The sequence below is a fragment of the Bradyrhizobium sp. CCBAU 11430 genome, assembly GCF_028128855.1.
Taxonomy (GTDB): domain Bacteria; phylum Pseudomonadota; class Alphaproteobacteria; order Rhizobiales; family Xanthobacteraceae; genus Bradyrhizobium; species Bradyrhizobium ottawaense.
Map to the genome: position 1 here is coordinate 71164 of NZ_LBJV01000070.1, position 20684 is coordinate 91847.

Here is a 20684-nt window from a genome sequence, read left to right on the forward strand (position 1 = left end):
GACGAGACAATGAACATCAATAAGCCTGCGATCCCTCCACTTGCGCCCGAACTGATCGACCAATTCCGCAAGATCGTCGGCGACAAGCACGCGATCACCGATGCAACCGACATCGAGCCTTACGTCACAGAGGAGCGCAATCTGTTCCACGGCCGCTCGCCGCTGGTGCTGCGTCCGGGCTCGACGGCGGAGGTCTCCGCAATCTGCAGGCTCGCCTCAGAACACAAAATCGCGCTAGTGCCGCAGGGCGGCAACACCGGGCTCGTCGGCGGGCAGACGCCGCATAATGGCGAGGTGGTGGTGTCGCTGCGGCGGCTCGACAAGATCCGCGAAGTCGACACCGCCTCCAACACCATGACGGTCGAAGCCGGCGTGGTGCTGCAGATCGCGCAAGCGAAGGCGTCCGACGTCGACCGGCTGTTTCCGCTCTCGCTCGGCGCCGAAGGCAGCTGCACCATCGGCGGCAATCTCTCCACCAATGCCGGCGGCACCGCGGCGCTCGCCTATGGCGTGGCGCGCGAGATGGCGCTGGGGCTGGAAGTCGTGCTCGCCGACGGGCGCGTGCTGGGCGTGCTGTCGAAGCTGAAGAAGGACAACACCGGCTACAATCTGCACAATCTCTTCATCGGCGCCGAAGGCACGCTCGGCATCATCACGGCGGCGACGCTGAAGCTGTTTCCGAAGCCGCGGGCGGTCGAGACCGCCTATGTCGGGCTGAAGTCGCCAGCGGCGGCCTTGAAGCTGCTGACCATCGCGCAGAGCGAGGCCGCGAGCGCGCTGACGAGTTTTGAACTATTGTCGGAGATGGCGGTCGATTTCTCGGTGCGGCACGGCATCGACGTGCGCGATCCGCTCAGCGAGAAGCATCCCTGGTACGTGCTGATGGAGTTGTCCTCCCCCGGCGACGACGCCCGCACGCCGCTGGAGACGATCCTCGCCCGCGCCATGGAAGAGGAGATCGTCGACGACGCCGTGATCGCGGCCAACCTCAGCCAGCGCAACAATTTCTGGAAGCTGCGCGAGGAGATGTCGTCGGCGCAGAAGCCGGAGGGCGGCTCGATCAAGCACGACATCTCGGTGCCGATCGCCGCGGTGCCTGAATTCATCGCGGAAGCCAACGCCGCCGTGGTGAAGCTGATCCCGGGCGCGCGGCCGGTGCCGTTCGGCCATCTCGGCGACGGCAATCTGCATTACAATGTCAGCCAGCCGATCGGGGCCGATACCGCGGATTTTCTGGCGCGCTGGCACGACATGAACGCCGTCGTGTTCGAGATCGTGCTGCGCATGGGCGGATCGATCTCGGCCGAGCACGGCATCGGCGTGCTCAAGCGCGACGAGCTGCCCGACGTCAAGGACAAGACCGCGATCGAGCTGATGCGCGCCATCAAGGCGATGCTCGATCCGCTTGGCATCATGAATCCGGGGAAAGTGCTGTGAGCGCTCTTGCGATCGACGCCATCGGGGATGCCGATGTCGAAGAGGTCGTCGCGCTGTGGCAGCGCTGCGGCCTGACGCGGCCCTGGAACGACCCGCATGCCGACATCGCTCTGGCACGGCGGCGCGATAACTCGACCGTGCTGGTCGGGCGCGACGCCGGCGCGATCGTTGCGACCGTCATGGTCGGCCATGACGGCCACCGCGGCTGGGTCTATTACGTCGCGGTCGACCCCGACGGCCGCAAGCGCGGCCATGGCCGCGTCATCATGGCGGCGGCCGAGGACTGGTTGCGCGCGGCCGGAATTTCGAAGCTGCAGCTCCTCGTCCGCCGCGAGAACGCGCAGGCCAATGCGTTCTACGGCTCGCTCGGCTTCGAGCTATCGACATCCGTGATGTTCCAGAAGTGGCTCGACGGCCGCTCCGCCACGCCAAGCAACTGAGATCAGGCAAATGACCATTTCCGACCGCGTCCGCATCAAGGACGTCCGCGTGCTCTCGGACGGCTGGACCACGCTGAAGACCACCACGTTCGAGTACCGGCGCGCCAGTGGCGAGTGGCAGACGCAGCACCGCGAGACCTATGAGCGCGACAACGCCGCCGCCGTGCTGCCGTATAATCGCGCTGGGCGTACCGTGATCCTGGTGCGCCAGTTCCGCCTGCCGGCCTTCATCCGCGGCTACAACGATCTCCTGATCGAGGCCGCCGCCGGCGTGCTCGACAACGCCGAGCCCGAAGAGCGCATCCGCGCCGAGGCCGAGGAGGAGACCGGCTATCGCCTGCACCACGTCCACAAGGTGTTCGAGGCCTTCATGAGCCCCGGCGCCATCACCGAGAAGCTGCATTTCTTCGTCGCCGAGTACGAGCCTTCGATGCGGGTCAGCGACGGCGGCGGCCTGGAGCATGAGGGCGAGGACATCGAGGTGCTGGAGCTCTCGATCGACGAGGCCCTGGCGATGATCGCCGACGGCTGCATCATCGACGCCAAGGCGATCATGCTGCTGCAATATGTGGCGCTGCATATTTTCAGGTGACGTGCTTACCCTCCCCCTCCAGTGAAGGGTCAGAGGCACCGCCCCACCTCATTCTGCAATTCAGGCCTGCGCCCCCCTTGCCCCCGTTGAGCAACCACAAAACTACCTCTAGTCTGTCGCCAACCAAGAACCAGGAGACGCGCCATGTCCGCGCCGCGCGACGACGAATTCGGCTTTGCGCCCGACTATGATTCCCCCGTCCCCTACATGCAGCGCACCCGCGATTATTACGCGGCGATCGGCTACACCACCGCGTATCGCTGGGCGCATTACACCGAGGCGCCGTTTCAGCCGCTGAAGAAGCCGCTGGCAAAGTCGCGCGTGACCATCATCACGACCGCTGCGCCGTATGATCCCAGCAAGGGCGATCAGGGGCCGGGCGCGGCGTATAATGGCGGCGCCAAGTTCTACCAGGTCTATGACGGCGACACATCGAAAGAGCACGATCTGCGCATCTCGCATATCGGCTACGACCGCAAGCACACCTCGGCGACCGACAACGGCACCTGGTTTCCGTTGCCGCAGCTCTTGAAGGCGTCCGCCGCCGGCCGCATCGGCGAGGTCGCCCCGCGCTTCTTCGGCGCACCGACCAACCGCAGCCATCGCGTCACGCTCGACACGGATGCACCGGACATCCTGGCGCGCTGCCTTGCGGACAAGGTTGACGTCGCGGTGCTGGTGCCGAACTGCCCGGTCTGCCACCAGACCACCGCGCTGGTGGCGCGGCATCTGGAGCGAAACGGCATCCCGACCGTGATCATGGGCTGCGCCAAGGACATCATCGAGCACGCCGCCGTGCCGCGGTTCCTGTTCAGCGATTTCCCGCTCGGCAATTCCGCCGGCAAGCCGCACGACGTCGCCTCGCAGGCGCAGACGCTCGAGCTGGCGCTCAAGCTGCTGGAGAGCGCGAGCGGTCCGCAGACCACGATGCAGTCGCCGCTGCGCTGGAGCGAAGATGCCTCCTGGAAGCTCGACTACAACAACGTCGCGCAGCTCAGCGCGGAAGAGCTGGCGCGGCGCCGTGCCGAATTCGACAAGCAGAAGGAGATCGCGCGCGGCAACCGCGCCGCCTGACGTCCTCCAATGACAACAAATCAAGGGAGAGCGACGTGACGCGACCGTTCGAGGGCGTGAAGATTTTGGACTTCACCCAAGTGCTGGCCGGCCCCTATGCGAGCTACCAGCTCGCGCTGCTGGGAGCCGATGTCGTCAAGGTCGAGCGGCGCGAGGGCGAGGACATGCGCCGCACGCCGCTCTCACGCGAATGGGCCGAGCGCGGGCTCGCCCCCGCATTCCAGGCCGTCAACGGCAACAAGCGCAGCCTGACGCTCGATCTGCAGAAGCCGGAGGCGATCGCGATCGTGAAGAAGCTCGCAGCGACCGTCGACGTCGTCATGGAGAATTTCCGCCCCGGCGTGATGGACAAGCTCGGCATCGGCTATGAAGCGCTGTCCGCGATCAATCCAAAACTGATCTATTGCGCGGTGTCGGGTTTTGGCCAGACCGGCCCGGATCGCCTGCGGCCCGGCTATGACGGCAAGATGCAGGCGCTGTCGGGCATCATGGCCATCACCGGCCATCCCGAGACGGGGCCGACGCGCGCGGGCTTTGCGGTGTGCGACGTGCTGTCGGGCGCCACCGCCGCGTTCGGCGTGTCGAGCGCGCTGTATCAGCGCGACCGCACCGGCAAGGGGCAGTTCGTCGATGTCTCCATGCTGGAGGCGACGATGGCGTTTCTATCGGGACAGATCGCGGACTGGTCGGTCGCCGGCCATCGCCAACAGCTCTCGGGCAATCAGGCGGTGAGCCGCAGGACCACGGCGAATTTGTTCAAGTGCGGCGACGGCCACATCCTGCTCGCCGTCAACAACGAGAAGCAGTACCGCGCGCTGATGGCTGCGCTTGGCCGCGAGGACACGCTGTCAGATCCGCGCTTTGCCGACTGGTTTTCCCGCAACGAGAACGAGCCCGCGCTGCGCGCCATCATCGAAGCGGCGCTGGCGGCAAAGCCGGCGCGCGAATGGGAGACCATTTTGGAGGACGCCGGCGCGCCCTGCGCCAGCATTTGGAAGGTCGAGGAGGTCATCGACCATCCGCAAGTGCAGGCGCGCGGCGCGATTCAGCAGCTGGATACGCCCTACGGACAGCTGCGCTTTGCCGGCAGCGGCTTCAAGCTCGCCCATGGCGGCGGCAGGCTGGACCGGATGGCACCGGAGCTCGGCGCCGATACCGATGCGGTGCTGGGCGAGCTGGGGTTTGATGCGGCGGAGATCGCGGCGCTTAAGGCACGGGAGATTGTGTGACGCTCCAACAAAAAACTCGGCCGTCGTCCCGGACAAGCGTCAGCGCAGATCCGGGACGACGGCGGAGTGAATGGCGCCAGCTTGGCTAGAACAACGACCCCTGCCCGTCATCAGATGACGCCGCCGCTTTCCGCGCCGCCTTCTTTGGCTTCGCCGCCTCTGCTTCCGCCGCCATCTCCTCCGCGCTGATCGGCAGCAGCAACTGATCGTCGTCATTGGCGACGCGGTTGACGCGGGTGGAGACCGGGTGCCAGGCGAATTCGCCGATGCGCGGCGCCGTCATCAGCGGCAGGATCGCATCGACCTCGTCGCCCCTGATGTCGAGCCAGCGCTCGAAATCGCGCGGGCTGATGGTGACGGGCACGCGGTCATGCAGGGCGGCGAGATCCTCGCCCGCCGCGGCCGTGACGATCGCGACCGTGTCCAGCTCCTCACCGTTCGGCCCGGCCCAGGTCTCGAACAATGCGGCAAAGCCGAGCGGCGCACCGTCGGCGCGGTGGATGAAGAAGGGCTGCTTGCGGCCGTCCGCCACCTTCCATTCGTAATAGCCATCGGCCGGGATCAGGCCGCGCCGCCGGCGAATCGCGCGTTTGAAGGCGGGCTTCTCCAGCACCGTCTCGGAGCGCGCATTGATCAAGAGCGTAAAGCCCTTGGGGTCCTTGACCCAGCCCGGCAACAGGCCCCAGCGCATCAGGCGAAAATGCCGCGCGCCGTTCTCGGCCAGAACGACCGGAATCGGTTGTGTCGGGGCCACATTGTACCGGGGCGGGAAATTCGGCTGCTCGATGTAGCCAAACAGTTGCCGCAAAGCCGCGGGGGCCGAAGTTATGACGAAGCGTCCACACATCCCAAGGTGTCTATATAGGGTCCGTTCAGGTCCTTTTAACCCCGAACGTTAACACTGCGGCAGATGAGCTCAACGGCCTCCCAACCCGCGCGGACGCATGCACAGACGGGCCCCGAGGCCGCCGACTGGGCCGAGCGGCTGCGCGTGGCCAATATCAACCCGCGGACCGGGCTTGCCACCGACTATCTCAACCATTTCAATGAAGCCGTGATGCTGCTGGAAATGGTTCCGGACATGCCGGAATGCGCGGAAGATTTCTTGACCTGGTCGCCGCTGTCCTATGCCGAGCATTTCACGGCATCGAACTTCAAGGCGCGGGACCTGGCCATCGAGGCCTATGAGAAGGCCAACCCCAACGTGCGCGCCCAGTTCGACCACATCACCGATACCATGACCTCGATCCTGACAGCGGTCGGCTCGGCCATGCGCGAGGTCGAAAAGGACACGACCCGCGTCCGCCTCGCCGAGCAGGCCACGCTCTGGGTCAAGCCGCTGATCGCCGCCTGCGGCGGCATCATCAATGGCGGGGCGGAAGCCGACGTCGACACCATCATGGCGAACTGAGCTGTGGTTGCCGTCGTCCAGCCCACCCATCCCCAGCTCGCCGTCAGCGCCGCCATTTTCCGCGACGGCAAGGTGCTGCTGACCCGCCGCGCCCGGTCGCCCGCCAAGGGCTTCTATTCGCTACCGGGCGGCCGGGTCGAATTCGGCGAGTCGCTGCACCAGGCCCTGAGCCGCGAGGTCGACGAGGAGACCGGGCTCGACATCGCGATCGTCGGCCTCGCCGGCTGGCGCGAGGTGCTGCCGGCGGCGGCCGGCGCCGGCCATTATCTGATCATGTCGTTTGCCGCCCGCTGGGTAGCCCGGGAGACGGTCCTGAACGACGAGCTCGACGACTACCGCTGGATCGCCCCCGACGCTCTGGCGGACCCCGGAGACCTCAAGCTGACCGGAGGACTGGAGGAGGTCATCCAGTCCGCCGCGCGGCTGATTGGAGCCTAGCTGGCGCCGTGAGCTCCACCTCTCCCGCGAGCGGGAGAGGGAGCGCACCGCCCGTGTGGCTCACCTTGCTTCCCCGGCCCCGACGGGGCATACACCCCGCCGATGTCGACGCGATTTCTGGTCATTTTTGCCCTGATTCTCGCCTGCGCCTCCGGGCCCACGAGGGCCCAGGACGTGGCGGCGCCGTTCGACGCCGATTTGCAGCGGCTGGCCGAGATCCTCGGCGGGCTGCACTATCTGCGCGGCATCTGCGGGTCCAACGAGGGCAACAAATGGCGCAACGAGATGCAGGCGCTGATCGATGCCGAAACCCCCTCCGGGGAGCGCCGCACCCGCATGATCGCCGGCTTCAACCGCGGCTATAACGGCTTTCAGCAGACCTATCGGAGCTGCACGCCCGCCGCCACCGTCGCGATCCGCCGATACATCGAGGAAGGCTCGAAGATCTCGCGGGATCTCACGGCGCGCTACGCGAACTAGGTTCTCTCCACTGTCATTCCGGGGCTCGCGTAGCGAGAGCCCGGAATCCATTTCGCGGCAGTGTCTGCGGCACGATGGATTCCGGGTTCGCGCTACGCGCGCCCCGGAATGACAGCGTGGCTGGAACCCTGTCATCGACTTTGTACACAGCCGTTAACCGTTCTTAAAGATGTGGCCTAGCGGTCGTTAATGCGCGTGCTACACCTCTCGCACAGCGCATCGCCGTGGATCGCGCCCCAGCCCCGATCGAGTTTCATGAGCCAGCCGATTTCCTACGCCCCCGACCGCGCGCCGCTGCCCGATCACGAGCAGAAGCAGGCCGCACTGAGTTATCTCAACGAGGCCTGGGCCGAAGCGCGCCATGAGGGCGTCGACGGCGACTGCCTTGCACAGGCGAGCCTGTTTGCGGCCTTCGCCGAACTCGTCGGCACCTACGGCGAGGACGCGGTCGCCAAGTTCGTCGAGGGTTTTCCCGGCCGCATCCGCAACGGCGAGTTCTCGGTCACGCTCGCAAGGCAGTAATCCCTCGTCACGAAAATGACCCCGCCACGCGGGCGGGGCCAGTCAACGGATGAATGACTTTGCGAACGGATTTGGCGAAAGCCTTCGCGAAGTCTGCCGCGTTTATCGCACGGAAGCCGCTTGCCGCGGACAAGCATTAGTCTCGCGGCGGCCGGGAGATGTTCCCGCGGCGATCAGGAACCTGCTCCCTCCCCTCACGGCTCGACCTTGAGCGTCGCTTTCATGTTGGGATGATAGCGGCAGTAATAGTCGATCACTCCCGCCTTCTTCAGAACCGATGTCGCCGACTTCTTCGGCGGCAATGTCACGTCGAAATCGCCATTCTTCGCCGTGGCGGTGTGGGCGAAGACGTCCTTGTTGATCCAATTGATGGTGTCGCCGACCTTGGCCGACACATCGGCCGGAGATATCTCGAGGTTCTCCATCGTGATCTCGATGGTCGCGGCGCGCGCCGGGGCGACCATCGCCGCAAGGACAAGTGCTATGGCGATCGAAGCCTGTCGCTCCGGCATCATTGCCTCCCCTATTTCAGCTCTGCCGCAACGTGCTCGGCGTGTTGCTGATGGCCCTGGAAGATCTTCAGGCCGGTCTGCAGCAGGCTCTTCAGCTCCGCATTGTTCGCCGACGGAATCAGCTGGGTCTCCAGCGCGCCGTTGACCGCCTTGTGGTAGGCGACCTCGTTGGCGACATAGGCCTTGTCGAAGGCGGCGCCACTGAGCTTGTCGAGCTCGGCCAGCTTGTCGCTCGCCTGCTTCGACAGCGACTTGCTGGTGTCGTTGTCTTCAGGGGTGACGTTCAGCTTCTTGACCAGCGCGAGCGCCTGCTTGTTGACCGCCTCGTGGTCGCGCAGCATGTCCTCGGCAAACGCCTTGACGTCCTTGTTCTGTGCCTTCTTCTGCGCCTGCTTGGCGGCGTTGATGTCGATCACGCCGGCGGTGTAGGCGATGTGGGCGATCTGGGGATCGGTGGGCTTGTCGGCTGCGCCGGCGCTTTGCAGCAGCGCGGGGCCAGACAACAGAATTGCCGCGGCGATCGCCGCGCTCCGTCGGGTGAACATGGCTCGATACTCCTGTGGTGCCGGACGCTGGCCGGCGCGTTGCTTCACAGGGATTGGATGCGAGTTTCGAGCAAACGTTCCGAAAAATTACGCCCCGACGCCAAGGCGCCCCAGCACGGCCTCGGTCAGGCGCTCGCAGCGCTGTCCGGCGAACGGAAACGCGTCCATCACGACGGGGCCGATCTTCTTCTCGACGTTCTCGCGCAGCAGGGTGCGCGCACGATGCAGCCGCGTCTTGACGGTCTCCGGCTTGATGCCGAGCAGCCCGGCCGTCTCCTCCATGCTCATGGCCTCCATCACCCGCGCGATGAAGACCATGCGGTAGACGTCGGGCAATTCATCGACCGCGTGTTCGACGACGCGCTGGATCTCGCGTTGGGCCATGGATTTTTCCGGATCGGTTGCGGCGGACGAAAGGGGAAACTGGATGATCTGTGCTTCCAGCGTTGCCTCCGGCACCGATCCCAGCTCGACCTGCGGCTTCCGACTGCGCAAGCGTCCGAGCGCGTCGTTGATCGCAATGCGCGACAACCAGGTCGACAGCGCGGCTTCACCCAGAAAACCGTCGAGATGTGTGAAGGCGCGGACGTAGGTTTCCTGCACCACGTCCTCGGCCTCGCTGTCGCTGCGCAGGATGCCGCGGGCGAGGCGATAGAGCCTGCGGTTGTTGGCCTGCATGATCTCGCGGAGCGCAGCCTCGTCACGGCGCCGCGCGCGCTCGATCAGCTCGGATTCCGACGTCCTGAGGCCGGCGGACAGGCCGGCTGCGGTCCCTGGCATGGCGGGCACCCTGTCTCCATTGGTTCCGGACATTGGATGCCGGCCGGGGGAAAAGGTTCCAGACTTTTCCCAAACCTAATCCGTCTCGATCGGCAGCGCCGGATCCCTCGCCCATTCGCCCATCGAGGCGTCGTAGAGCGTCAGTCTGTCGTAGCCGAGCTGCGTCAGCAGGAACAGGTCGATCGTCGCCGAGATGCCGCCGCCGCAATAGCAGATTACATTCTTGTCGCGCGTGACACCCTGGGCCGTGAATTTCGCTTCGGCGTCCGCCAGGCTGGTCAGCGTCTTGTCGGCGTTGACGAGCGTTGCGGCTGATACGTTGACGCTGCCGGGAACGCGGCCGGGCCGGCCGTAGCGGCTCGGCTCGAGGCCGCGATGAAACTGAGGCCCGAGCGCGTTGACGATGACCGTCGAGGGATCGCCGATCCGCGCCTTCACGGTCGTCTTGTCGACGAAGAAGCCCGCGCGCGGCGCGGCCTTGAAGGTGGTGGCCGGATATCCCCTCGGCGCGCCTGTCTCAATCGGCCGCCCCTCTTCCTTCCATTTGTCGAGACCGCCGTCGAGCACATGGGCATCGACGCCGAGCGAGCGCAGCATCCACCAGAACCGCGTCGCCCACATCATCGTGCCGATGCTGTAGAGCACGATGGTCTTGCTCGCATCGAGGCCGTGGCGGCCGAAGGCGGCCTCCAATTGGGCGACGCTGGGCATCATGAAGAATTGTTGCGCGGAGGTGTCGGAGAACTCGCCTTGCAGGTCGAGGAAGTCGGCGCCCGGAATGTGGCCGGCTTCGAACGTCTTGTCGCCGGGGACTGCGCGATAGGGTACGTCACTGCCGGGTGGGACAGGTTCGTTATAGGTCGTGCAGTCGTAGAGGCGCAGGCTGGGATCGCCGAGCATGGCGGCGAGCTGCTCGGTGGTGATGAGAGCGGCTGGCTGGGACATTGGACCTCTCCCAATTTGAGCTTGTGCGTCGTGGCACACTGTCATTTCCCGCGAAGGCGGGCAATCCAGTGTTCCAGAGGCAGCAGCCGTATCAGCCAACTATCGCCGCGGAGTACTTGATGCCCCGGTCAAGCCGGGGCATGACAGCAGAGGGAGAGGCTTGACCTACTCCTACTGCTTCAGCGTCTCCAGAAACCGCACCGGCTCGCCCTGCGAGGCCGTCACCAGCTCGCCCTGCCACATCACGCGGCGGCCGCGGATGAAGGTGCCGACGGGCCAGCCGGTGACTCGCAACCCGTCATAGGGTGTCCAGCCGGCCTTGGACGCAACCCATTTGTTGGTGATGGTCTCGCTGCGCTTCAAGTCGACGATGGTGAAGTCGGCGTCGTAGCCGGCGGCGATGCGGCCCTTGCAGGCCATGTTGTAGAGGCGCGCGGGGCCGGCGCTGGTGAGATCGACGAAGCGCGCCAGGGAAAGCCGGCCCGCATTGACGTGATCGAGCATCAGCGGCACCAGCGTCTGCACGCCGGTCATGCCGGAGGGCGAGGCCGGATAGGTCTTCAGCTTCTCCTCCAGCGTATGCGGGGCGTGGTCGGAGCCGAGCACGTCGATGATACCCTGCTCGATGCCGCGCCAGATGCCGGCGCGGTGATCGGCGCCGCGCACCGGCGGGTTCATCTGCGCCAGCGTGCCGAGCCGCTCGTAGCATTCGGGGGCTGCGAGCGTGAGGTGGTGCGGCGTCGCTTCGCAGGAAGCGACGTCCTTGTGATCGCGCAAAAACTCGATCTCTTCCTTGGTCGAGATGTGCAGCACATGGATGCGCTTGCCGGTCTCGTGCGCGAGCTTGACGAGGCGCTGCGTCGCCATCAGCGCCGCGGTCTCGTCGCGCCACACCGGATGCGAGCGCGGGTCGCCTTCGATGCGATGCGACTTGCGGTCGTTGAGGCGGTATTCGTCCTCGGCATGGAAGGCCGCGCGGCGGCGAATCACCTGGAAGATGCGGCGCAGGCTTTCATCGTCCTCCACCAGCAGCGCGCCGGTCGAGGAGCCGATGAACACCTTGACGCCGGCACAGCCCGGCGCGCGCTCCAGCACCGGAAGGTCCTGCACGTTCTCACGGGTGCCACCGATGAAGAAGGCGAAATCGCAATGCATGCGGTGATGGGCGCGCTTTACCTTGTCGGTGAAGGTGGCTTCAGTCACGGTGAGCGGCGAGGTGTTCGGCATCTCGAACACGGCGGTGACGCCGCCCATCACGGCGCTGCGCGAACCGGTCTCGAGGTCTTCCTTCTGCTCCAGCCCGGGCTCGCGGAAATGCACCTGCGTGTCCATCACGCCGGGCAGGATGTGCAGGCCCTTGCAGTCGATGACCTCCGCGGCCGAGGCCTGCGACAACGGCCCCAGCTCGGCGATGCGGCCGCCGGTGATGCCGATATCGCGAACATTCCCGCCGTCCTGGTTGACGACGGTGCCGCCTTTGAGGATCACATCGAAACGCTGGGTCATGGCTGAAGGCCCTTGTCATCCCCAAGCGCAGGGCTCGAGGTCTTGTCGTTTATGCCTCGCGGGCTTACGTTCCGGAGCAACATGTCGCAAGAGATTTTCGCATGAAATCAGCGTTTCTTCCCGACCGGGGCGTGGTCAAGGTCGCGGGCGAGGATGCGCGCAACTTCCTCAACGGCCTGGTCACGACCGACCTCGACAGGCTGAAACCGGGGCTGGGGCGATTCGGCGCGTTGCTGACGCCGCAGGGCAAGATCATCGTGGATTTCCTGATCACGGAAGTCCCCGCGGGTCACGGCGGCGGGTTCCTGATCGACTGCCCGAAGGCGCTGGCCGAGAGCTTCGCCACCAAGCTAAAATTCTACAAGCTGCGCGCCAAGGTCACGGTGGAAAACCTCGATCTCGGCGTGCTCGCCGCCTGGGACGGCCAGCCTGCGGCGCAGCCCGATCTTGCCTTCGCCGATCCACGCAACGAAACGCTCGGCTATCGCATCCTGATCCCCGAAGATCTCAAGCAGAAGCTCTCCGACCTCATCGGCGCCGAGCTGGTCGATGCGGCCGACTACGAGGCGCACCGCATCGCGCTCGGCGTGCCGCGCGGCGGGCTCGATTTCATGTACAGCGATGCGTTCCCGCACGAGACCAACATGGACCGCCTTGCCGGCGTCGATTTCGACAAGGGCTGCTATGTCGGCCAGGAGGTCGTCTCGCGCATGCAGCATCGCGGCACCGCGCGCACCCGCAGCGTGAAGGTGCTGCTCGACGGTCCCTCGCCCGAAGCCGGCGCGACCATTCTCGCCGGCGACAAGCCGGTCGGCACCATCGGCTCGACATCCGGCGGCAAGGGCATTGCCCTGGTGCGCATCGACCGTGTCGCCGACGCGCTCGATGCCGGCCAACCCCTCACCGCAGGCGGCCTCGCCTTGAAGCTGGCAGAACCTGACGTCGTCCGTATTCCTGCGAAGCAGCCCATCGCATGAGCCGAGCCCCTCGCCTGCATCCCGACGGAAAGACCCGCTGCCCCTGGCCGGGCGATGACCCGTTCTACGTTGCCTATCACGACACCGAATGGGGCGTGCCGGAATATGACGACCGCGCGCTGTACGAAAAGCTGATCCTCGACGGTTTCCAGGCCGGCCTGTCCTGGATCACCATCCTGCGCAAGCGCGACAATTTCCGCAAAGCCTTCGACGATTTCCAGCCGGAAAAGATCGCGCGCTACAATGCCAAGAAGGTCCACGCGCTGATGAACGATGCCGGCATCGTGCGCAACCGCGCCAAGATCGACGGCACGATCGCGAGCGCGAAGTCTTATCTCGATATCATGGAGAAAGGCCCGGGCTTCTCGCAGCTGCTGTGGGACTTCATGGGCGGAAAGCCGCTCGTCAATCATTTCAAGACCACCGCGAGCGTGCCGGCCTCGACGCCATTGTCGGTGCAAATCTCGAAGGAGCTGTCCTCGCGCGGCTTCAAGTTCGTCGGCCCGACCATCGTCTATGCCTTCATGCAGGCGACCGGCATGGTCAACGACCACCTCGTCGACTGCCACTGTCACGCCAGCTGCAGCAAGACGCAGCGCAAGCCGCGCCTCAAGGTCAAATGACGGCCAAGAAGACTGCACGCGACGTGGCGTCCCGCGCCTGGCAGCGCATGCTGTCGGGCCGGCGGCTCGATCTGCTCGATCCCTCCCCGCTCGACGTCGAGATCGCCGACATCGCGCACGGGCTGGCGCGCGTCGCGCGCTGGAACGGGCAGACCGTTGGCACGCACATCTTCTCGGTCGCCCAGCACACGCTGCTGGTGGAGACCGTGATGCGGCACGAGATGCCGCGGGTCGACCAGCGCATGCGGCTCGCGGCGCTGTTGCATGATGCGCCCGAATATGTCATCGGCGACATGATCTCGCCGTTCAAGGCGGTGCTCGACGGCCATTACAAGGCGGTGGAGAAACGCCTGCTCGGCGCCATCCACATCCGCTTCGGCCTGCCGCCGGTACTGCCTGAGGAGGTCACGCTGGCGATCAAGGCCGCCGATCGCGGGGCAGCCTATCTGGAAGCGACCGAGCTTGCCGGCTTCAGCGAGAGCGAGGCGCGGCGCCTGTTCGGCAAGGATCCCGGCCTCTCCGACAGCGTCCGGCGCGACTACCTTACGCCCTGGACGGCGGCGCGAGCCGAGAAGCAGTTTCTGGAGCGGTTTGGCGCGGTGTTTGCGTAGGTGCCGCAGAGTGGGCAAAGGCGCGCTTGCGCCGTGCCCACGTCCTTTCGCGTTTGCGACAAAGGTGGTGGGCATGCTTGCGCCTTCGCTCTTCGAGCTACGGCGGACATGTCGCTTTGCCCACCCTACGGCACCGGCTATAATCGCGGCAAAAAGGTCCGCCATGATCCACGTCTGTTCCCTCGCCGCGCTTCCCGAAACCGTCCGCCTCACCAGGGCCAGCCACGTGCTGACCGTGATGGCCAATGTCGAGCAGGTGGCGCGGCCGGTGTCCGTGCTGCCCGCCAACCATCTCAAGGTGTCGATGGACGACATCACCGAGGAGATGGATGGTTTTACCGCACCGTCCGAGACGCACATCGATCAGGTGCTGAACTTCGTGCGCGGCTGGGACCGTAGCGCGCCGCTGGTGGTGCATTGCTATGCCGGCATCAGCCGCTCCACCGCGAGCGCGTTCGCGGCGGTCTGCGCGCTCAATCCGAACCGCGACGAGCTCGAGATCGCCAGGAAGATCCGCGCCGCCTCGCCGATCGCCTCGCCGAACCGGCGCATCGTCGGCCTTGCCGACCGCGCCCTGGGACGCAACGGCCGCATGCTGCGCGCGCTCGACGAGATCGGCCCGGGCGCGATGATGGTCGAGGGCCGCCCCTTCGTGATCGAGCTCGAATGAGGCGAGAGTCGGATAGCAGCCGCAACGCCGCGCTCACTTTGATGCGCAGGCGCATCCACGTCGTCATGGCCGGGCTTGTCCCGGCCATCCACGAACTTTCTCGCGACACGAAGAACGTGGATGCCCGGCACAAGCCCGGGCATGACGAGTTTGTGGCAACTTCCTCGATCATCATCGCATGAGCGATAAGCTGCTGACGCCGATCGAGATCGGCCTGACCGCGGCGATCGTCGCGATCGAGGGGCATGAGCCCCTCATCCTCACCGCGCGCGGCAGTGACGGGCTTGCCGGCCTGCCGTTCGGCCCGTTCGACGCGCTCGCGCATCGCACCTTCGACATCGGCCTGCGCGCCTGGGTCGAGGAACAGGCGGGCTTGCGGCTCGGCTATGTCGAGCAGCTCTACACATTCGGTGATCGCGGCCGCCATGCCGAGGCCGGCGACACCGGCGCGCATATGGTGTCGATCGGCTATCTCGCCTTGACGCGCGCGGTCGACGGCGAGCTTGCAGCCAATGCGGCGAGCTTCGCGCCATGGTATCGCTTCTTTCCCTGGGAAGACCGGCGCGAGGAGCCGCCCGCGATCATCGCCCGCGACATCATTCCGGCGCTGACCGAATGGGCGGCGGAGGAGACCCCGGACACGACGCGCGCACTCCCGCGCAAGGATCGCGTGCGGTTCTATTTCGGCCTCGACGGGGCGGCCTGGGACGAGGAGCGCGTGCTCGACCGCTACGAGCTGTTGTATGAGGCCGGGCTGGTCGAGGAGGCGCGGCGCGACGGCCGCCCTGCGGCATTAGCGCGCAAGACGCTTCCCCCGCTCGGGACCTCGATGCAGTTCGATCACCGCCGGATTCTCGCCACGGCGATCGCGCGGCTGCGTGCAAAACTGAAGTATCGTCCTGTCGTCTTTGAACTTTTGCCGCCCGAATTCACACTTACCGAACTGCAGCATACGGTCGAGGCAATCTCCGGCCGGCACCTGCACAAGCAGAATTTCCGCCGCCTGGTCGAAATGGAAGCCCTGGTCGAACCGACCGGGGTGATGTCGACACAGACGGGCGGACGGCCGGCGGCACTCTATCGCTTCCGGCGCGACGTGCTCCAGGAGCGGCCCGCGCCGGGCTTGCGCGTGCGCTCCCGGCGCTAACCCGACATACTACGTGACCGGCCCCTGCCCGCCGGTCGCCTGGAGGCTTTATGTTCGACGGCCCGTTTGACGTCTTTGCGTGGATCATTGCGATCGCCGCCTTCCTGATCGCGATCAAGGCCTCCAGCCAGGCGGCCGAGCTGCGCCGGCGACTGAATTCGCTCGAGGAGATGTTCTACGCGCAGCGGCAGGTGCAGCCGCCGCCGCTCATGCCGGTGCAGGAGCCAGCGCCTGCGCCCGCGACGACGGCCGCCGAGTCGCCGCCGCTTGCACCCGAAGCCGAAGCGGCACCGCCTCCACTCGTCACCGAAGAGCTTTCACCGCCGCCGCTCGAAGCGGGCCCTGCGGCTGCCGCACCACCTCCCGTGCCGGCCGCTGCGCCCGGCTTCGAGGAGCAGCTCGGCACCCGCTGGGTGGTGTGGATCGGCGGCCTTGCGCTCGCGCTCGGCGGCTTCTTCATGGTGCGCTATTCGATCGAGGCCGGCCTGCTCGGCCCCGGCGTGCGCGTGTTCCTGGGTGGCCTGTTCGCAGCTGCGCTGCTCGGGGCCGGCGAGTGGTCGCGGCGCAAGGAGAGCATTTCCAACATCCAGGCGCTGCCGATCGCCAACATCCCGGCGATTCTCACCGCCGCGGGTACGGCGGTGGCGTTCGCGACCATCTATGCCGCCTATGCGCTCTACGGCTTCCTCGTGCCCGCGACCGCCTTCGTGCTGCTCGGCATCGTGGCCATGTGCACGCTCGCCGCCGCGCTGCTGCACGGGCCGGCGCTCGCCGGCCTCGGCGTGGTCGGCGCCTTCGTGACGCCGCTGCTCGTCTCCAGCGGCAAGCCGGACTATTGGGCGCTCTACATCTATCTCGCCATCGTCACCGCCGCGAGCTTCGGCCTCGCGCGCATCCGGCTGTGGCGCTGGCTCGCGGTCACGACGATCGCCTTTGCCGTGCTCTGGGTCTTCCCGGGTCTGGATAGCGAAGAGTTGCAAGTCGCGCCGCACGCCTTCCACGTCATCGCAGGCTTCGTGCTCGCCGCGCTGCTCGTCGTCTGCGGCTTCATGTTCGGCCCCAGCATCGAGGACGGCGAGATCGAGCCGGTCTCGTCGAGCTCGCTCGGCGCCTACCTGTTCGGCGCCATGCTGATCGTGCTGTCGAGCGCACATGCGGATCTGGCCCTGATCGCGTTCACGCTTCTCGTAGGCGCGACTCTTCTCGTCGCCTGGCATGCGCCGGCGGCCACCGGCGCGCTCGGCGCGGCGGCAGCGACCGTCTTCATCGTGTTCGCCGAATGGGCGGTGCGCGCCAATCCCGACATGCTGGTGCTGCCGGGCGGCGCGATGTCCGGTATCGGGCCGACCGCGATCGACAGCTCCGTGACGCTCCATCTGATGATGGCCGCGATCTTCGCCATCGGCTTCGGCGTTGCCGGCTTCCTCGCGCAGGGCCGCTCGAACTCGGCAATCATTCCCGTGGTGTGGTCGGCCGCAGCCGTCGCCACGCCGATCGCGATCCTCATCGCGCTCTACGCCCGCATCGCCCATCTCGACCGCTCGATCCCGTTCGCGATCCTCGCGGTGCTGCTCGCAGCCGCCTTTGGTGCTGCGACCGAAGCGCTCACGCGCCGCGAAACCCGGCCGGGCGTCACCGTCTCCACGGCCCTGTTCGCGACCGGCACGCTCGGAGCGCTGGCGCTGGCGCTGACCTTCGCGCTGGAGAAGGGCTGGCTGACGATCGCGCTGGCGCTGATGTCGCTCGGCACCGCCTGGATCTCGATGCAGCGGCCGATCCCGTTCCTGCGCTGGCTCGCCGCCATCTTCGCCGGCATCGTCACCGCGCGCATCGGCTATGATCCGCGCATCGTCGGCGACGCCGTCGGGACCACGCCGATCTTCAACTGGCTGCTCTGGGGCTACGGCCTGCCGGCGGCCTCGTTCTGGGCCGCGAGCATCTTCCTGCGCCGCCGCGCCGACGATGCGCCGCTACGCATGGTCGAGACCGCGGCGATCCTCTTCACCGCCCTGCTCGCCTTCATGGAGATCCGGCACTTTGCGACCAACGGCCGGATGACCTCGCCGCCGTCGCTGCTCGAATTCGCGCTGCAAGTCTGCGTCACGCTCGCGATGGCGATCGGGCTGGAGCGCTTGCAGCTGCGCAGCCGCAGCATCGTGCACAATGTCGGCGCGGTCGTGCTGACGGCGATCGGCGGGCTCATCAGCGTGTTCGGCCTCCTGATCCTGGAGAACCCGCTGATCTGGCGCATCGACGTCGGCGGCGCCGTGTTCAACCTGCTGCTGCTCGGCTATGCGCTGCCGGCGGCGCTGATGCTGCTGCTGTCCTATGCGGTGGTCGGCGAGCGTGGCAAAGTCTACGCCAACACCATCGCCGGTGGCGCGCTCGTGTTCGCGCTCGCCTATGTCACGCTGGAGATCCGCCGCTTCTATCACGGCCCGATCCTCTCCACCGGCGGGACGACGGGCGCCGAGCAATACACTTATTCGATCGGCTGGCTCGCCTTCGGCGTGCTGTTGCTGGGCGTCGGCATTCTCGTCAACTCGGAGCGTGCACGGCTGGCCTCGGCTGCCGTCATCGCACTGACGATCCTGAAGGCCTTCGTCATCGACATGTCGACGCTGACAGGCGTCTACCGCGCGCTGTCGTTCATGTGCCTCGGCGTCGTGCTGGTCGCAATCGGCTGGCTCTACCAGCGCATCCTGTTCCGGCGGCAGGTCGCACCGCCGCCGGCTCCGCAGGCGACCAGCTGAATTATTTGAGCAAGATCTCTTCGGAAAACCGCTTTCACACTTTTCCGGATCATGCTCCTGAAGATCAGGCCGCGCGGACCGATTCCAGGAACTGCGCGACCTCGACCTTCAGGCGGGTGCTGTCGGTCGCCAGCGATTTCGCCGCCGAGAGCACTTCGCCCGAGGCCGAGCCGGTGTCGATCGCGCCGCGCTGCACGTCGGTGATGTTGGACGAGACTTCCTGCGTGCCGAGCGCGGCCTGCTGGACGTTGCGCGAAATCTCTTGCGTCGCGGCGCCCTGCTCCTCGACGGCGGCGGCGATGGCCGAGGACACCTCGGACAACCGCTCGATGGTGCCGCCGATCTCCTGGATGGCGCTGACGGATTCCTGTGTGGCCGACTGGATGCCGGAAACCTGCGCCCCGATCTCGCCGGTGGCCTTCGCGGTCTGCTCGGCCAACGCCTTGACCTCGGAGGCGACGACGGCAAAGCCGCGACCGGCTTCGCCTGCGCGCGCCGCTTCGATGGTCGCATTGAGCGCCAGGAGGTTGGTCTGGCCGGCGATGGTGTTGATGAGCTCGACGACGTCGCCGATGCGGGAGGCCGCCTGCGACAGCGCGTTGACGCGATCGTTGGTCCGCGCCGCCTGCTCGACGGCTTCCGCGGCCATCCGTGCCGAATCCTGCACGCGGCGGCTGATCTCGGTGATCGAGGACGACAGCTCTTCCGAGGCGGACGCCACCGCCTGGACGTTGGTGGAGGCTTCCTCGGATGCTGCCGCAACGACGGTTGCGAGTTCCTGGCCGCGCTGCGCCGTGCCGCTCAACGTGGCCGCGGAGGCCTCGAGCTCGGTCGAGGCCGACGACACGGTCTCGACGACCTCGCCGATCATGGCCTCGAAATTGCGCGTGATGGCATCGACGCGGCGGCCGCGTTCGATTTTGGCCTCGGCGTCGCGAGCAGCCGCCTCATCGGCGGCCTTCTTGGCGATCAGTGCCTCCTTGAAGATCTGAAGCGCATCCGCCATCGAGCCGATCTCGGTCTTCTCGCCGCGATGCGGCACTTCGGCCGAGAGGTCTCCTTCGCCGAGCGACTGCATCGGACGAATGATCGAGGCGATGCCGCGAGAGACGTCGCGCACGAGATAATAGGCTGCGCCGATCGCGATCACGACCGAGAGCACGATGATGCCGACCAGGACGCGGAAGATCGTGGCGTAACTGTCGGCCGCCTGCTTGGTCTCCAGCTCGGCGCCCTGGTTATTGAGCTCGATGCCCTTCTGAAGCAGGGGATCGGCGGCCTGAGCCATCTTGGCGACCTTGGTCTGCAACATCTCGTTGGCGTCGGTCGGGAAGCGGCCGACGCTCTTGCGCGACAGCGCCATGGTCTCCTGCACGCCGTTCAGATATTCGCCCCACGCCTTGCTCCATTGCTCATAGAGCGCGCGCTCTTCGGCGGCCGTGATCAGCGGCTCGTAGACCTTGCGCGTCTTCTCGATGCGCTCACGCAACGAGCCGAGGCGCTTCTCGGCGGCTTCCTTGCCTTCGGCGGTGTCCTGCATCAGGTGCAGACGCAGCGCGACGCGCAGCTCGTTGATGTCGGCGCGCATTGAGCCGAGCGCACGCACGCTCGGCAGCCAGCTCTCCGCGATCTCGACGGTATGAGCATTGATGTTCTGCATGGTGCCGATCGCCGTCACGCCGACGCCGGCGAGTGACAGCACGAGGACCGATAACACGGCCAGAAGCTTGAAGACGATCGACAACTTCGACATCACACAAATCCCGATGATATCCTGGCAGCACGCACGTCACCCGCGCCGCAGGCGTCACGACGGACGACCGGGCGGAGGTCAGTTCAACAATGCTGGCTGGTTCTTATCCCGTAAGATTGCGCCCCATAATTGCAAGCAGGCGTTAACAGGAGCCTACGTAAAACTACGGGTCGGCCTCTTCGGACGCTATTTTCTCCGCAGCCGTGCTGCGACGCGAAACACGACGCGCCGCCACATTC

Annotated in this window: 23 protein-coding genes; 16 read left to right on the plus strand and 7 right to left on the minus strand. The window is 66.1% G+C overall.

The annotated features are described in order from the left end of the window. The first annotated feature begins 9 nt into the window (after nt 1-9). The 5 genes from XI04_RS30105 (at nt 10) to XI04_RS30125 (ending at nt 4772) form a co-directional block, all read left to right on the plus strand. Nucleotides 10-1437, plus strand: coding sequence for an FAD-binding oxidoreductase (locus XI04_RS30105; protein WP_271608960.1), 1428 nt, complete (start codon nt 10-12; stop codon nt 1435-1437). Continuing rightward, a complete protein-coding gene (locus XI04_RS30110) occupies nt 1434-1877 on the plus strand; it encodes a GNAT family acetyltransferase (protein ID WP_038972096.1) in 444 nt (147 codons plus the stop codon). The genes XI04_RS30105 and XI04_RS30110 overlap by 4 nt, the downstream gene beginning before the upstream one ends. Nucleotides 1878-1887: 10 nt before the next feature. After that, the gene (locus XI04_RS30115) at nt 1888-2469 is read left to right on the plus strand and encodes an NUDIX domain-containing protein (RefSeq protein ID WP_271623875.1); all 582 of its coding nucleotides are present in this window, start codon (nt 1888-1890) and stop codon (nt 2467-2469) included. 144 nt (nt 2470-2613) lie between these two features. Continuing rightward, nucleotides 2614-3543, plus strand: coding sequence for a glycine reductase (locus XI04_RS30120; RefSeq protein ID WP_271608958.1), 930 nt, complete (start codon nt 2614-2616; stop codon nt 3541-3543). A gap of 35 nt (nt 3544-3578) precedes the next feature. Beyond that, nucleotides 3579-4772 carry a CaiB/BaiF CoA transferase family protein gene (locus XI04_RS30125; protein WP_271608957.1) on the plus strand — a complete coding sequence of 398 codons (1194 nt, stop codon included), beginning with the start codon at nt 3579-3581 and terminating at the stop codon, nt 4770-4772. A gap of 85 nt (nt 4773-4857) precedes the next feature. Here the strand turns inward: XI04_RS30125 and XI04_RS30130 are convergent, their stop codons facing one another. After that, nucleotides 4858-5619 (minus strand): SOS response-associated peptidase, encoded by a 762-nt coding sequence (locus tag XI04_RS30130; protein WP_095426948.1) that lies wholly within the window; start codon nt 5617-5619, stop codon nt 4858-4860. A gap of 63 nt (nt 5620-5682) precedes the next feature. On the opposite strand from XI04_RS30130, the gene XI04_RS30135 reads away from it, so the two are divergent. From XI04_RS30135 to XI04_RS30150, 4 genes are all read left to right on the plus strand, one after another. Continuing rightward, nucleotides 5683-6183 carry a hypothetical protein gene (locus XI04_RS30135; RefSeq protein ID WP_018323385.1) on the plus strand — a complete coding sequence of 167 codons (501 nt, stop codon included), beginning with the start codon at nt 5683-5685 and terminating at the stop codon, nt 6181-6183. Nucleotides 6184-6186: 3 nt separating this feature from the next. Further along, nucleotides 6187-6621 carry an NUDIX hydrolase gene (locus XI04_RS30140; RefSeq protein ID WP_095426947.1) on the plus strand — a complete coding sequence of 145 codons (435 nt, stop codon included), beginning with the start codon at nt 6187-6189 and terminating at the stop codon, nt 6619-6621. A 102-nt stretch (nt 6622-6723) separates the two neighbouring features. Continuing rightward, the gene (locus XI04_RS30145) at nt 6724-7101 is read left to right on the plus strand and encodes a TIGR02301 family protein (protein ID WP_038972104.1); all 378 of its coding nucleotides are present in this window, start codon (nt 6724-6726) and stop codon (nt 7099-7101) included. A 255-nt stretch (nt 7102-7356) separates the two neighbouring features. Continuing rightward, complete coding sequence (locus tag XI04_RS30150) at nt 7357-7623, plus strand: hypothetical protein (RefSeq protein WP_018323382.1); 267 nt, start codon at nt 7357-7359, stop codon at nt 7621-7623. A gap of 194 nt (nt 7624-7817) precedes the next feature. Here the strand turns inward: XI04_RS30150 and XI04_RS30155 are convergent, their stop codons facing one another. The 5 genes from XI04_RS30155 to XI04_RS30175 all read right to left on the minus strand — a co-directional run bounded on the left by XI04_RS30155 (nt 7818) and on the right by XI04_RS30175 (nt 11911). Then, nucleotides 7818-8138 (minus strand): cupredoxin domain-containing protein, encoded by a 321-nt coding sequence (locus tag XI04_RS30155; protein ID WP_271623876.1) that lies wholly within the window; start codon nt 8136-8138, stop codon nt 7818-7820. Nucleotides 8139-8146: 8 nt separating this feature from the next. After that, nucleotides 8147-8680, minus strand: coding sequence for a DUF4142 domain-containing protein (locus XI04_RS30160; protein WP_028141631.1), 534 nt, complete (start codon nt 8678-8680; stop codon nt 8147-8149). 87 nt (nt 8681-8767) lie between these two features. Then, the gene (locus XI04_RS30165; RefSeq protein WP_038951206.1) at nt 8768-9460 is read right to left on the minus strand and encodes an RNA polymerase sigma factor; all 693 of its coding nucleotides are present in this window, start codon (nt 9458-9460) and stop codon (nt 8768-8770) included. Between the two features lie 75 nt (nt 9461-9535). Next, nucleotides 9536-10405: a sulfurtransferase gene (locus tag XI04_RS30170; RefSeq protein WP_271608956.1), complete on the minus strand. Its 870-nt coding sequence runs from the start codon at nt 10403-10405 to the stop codon at nt 9536-9538. 171 nt (nt 10406-10576) lie between these two features. Continuing rightward, nucleotides 10577-11911 carry a dihydroorotase gene (locus XI04_RS30175; protein ID WP_271608955.1) on the minus strand — a complete coding sequence of 445 codons (1335 nt, stop codon included), beginning with the start codon at nt 11909-11911 and terminating at the stop codon, nt 10577-10579. 101 nt (nt 11912-12012) lie between these two features. On the opposite strand from XI04_RS30175, the gene ygfZ reads away from it, so the two are divergent. The 7 genes from ygfZ to XI04_RS30210 all read left to right on the plus strand — a co-directional run bounded on the left by ygfZ (nt 12013) and on the right by XI04_RS30210 (nt 18692). After that, complete coding sequence (gene ygfZ, locus XI04_RS30180) at nt 12013-12888, plus strand: CAF17-like 4Fe-4S cluster assembly/insertion protein YgfZ (protein ID WP_038972106.1); 876 nt, start codon at nt 12013-12015, stop codon at nt 12886-12888. Beyond that, nucleotides 12885-13511: a DNA-3-methyladenine glycosylase I gene (locus XI04_RS30185; protein ID WP_028141636.1), complete on the plus strand. Its 627-nt coding sequence runs from the start codon at nt 12885-12887 to the stop codon at nt 13509-13511. Before ygfZ ends, XI04_RS30185 begins: the two co-directional genes overlap by 4 nt. Further along, entirely contained in the window at nt 13508-14122 is a 615-nt protein-coding gene (locus XI04_RS30190) for a YfbR-like 5'-deoxynucleotidase (protein WP_104465681.1), read from the plus strand. Before XI04_RS30185 ends, XI04_RS30190 begins: the two co-directional genes overlap by 4 nt. A 163-nt stretch (nt 14123-14285) precedes the next feature. After that, nucleotides 14286-14792, plus strand: coding sequence for a tyrosine phosphatase family protein (locus XI04_RS30195; RefSeq protein WP_028141638.1), 507 nt, complete (start codon nt 14286-14288; stop codon nt 14790-14792). Next, nucleotides 14789-14974, plus strand: a complete 186-nt coding sequence (locus tag XI04_RS30200) for a hypothetical protein (protein ID WP_271608953.1) — start codon at nt 14789-14791, stop codon at nt 14972-14974. The genes XI04_RS30195 and XI04_RS30200 overlap by 4 nt, the downstream gene beginning before the upstream one ends. Then, nucleotides 14971-15939, plus strand: a complete 969-nt coding sequence (locus XI04_RS30205; RefSeq protein ID WP_038972109.1) for an NUDIX hydrolase — start codon at nt 14971-14973, stop codon at nt 15937-15939. Before XI04_RS30200 ends, XI04_RS30205 begins: the two co-directional genes overlap by 4 nt. A gap of 50 nt (nt 15940-15989) precedes the next feature. Next, the gene (locus XI04_RS30210; protein ID WP_271608951.1) at nt 15990-18692 is read left to right on the plus strand and encodes a DUF2339 domain-containing protein; all 2703 of its coding nucleotides are present in this window, start codon (nt 15990-15992) and stop codon (nt 18690-18692) included. 64 nt (nt 18693-18756) lie between these two features. On the opposite strand, the gene XI04_RS30215 is transcribed toward XI04_RS30210, so the two are convergent. Then, complete coding sequence (locus XI04_RS30215; protein WP_028141641.1) at nt 18757-20445, minus strand: methyl-accepting chemotaxis protein; 1689 nt, start codon at nt 20443-20445, stop codon at nt 18757-18759. Nucleotides 20446-20684 lie beyond the last annotated feature (239 nt).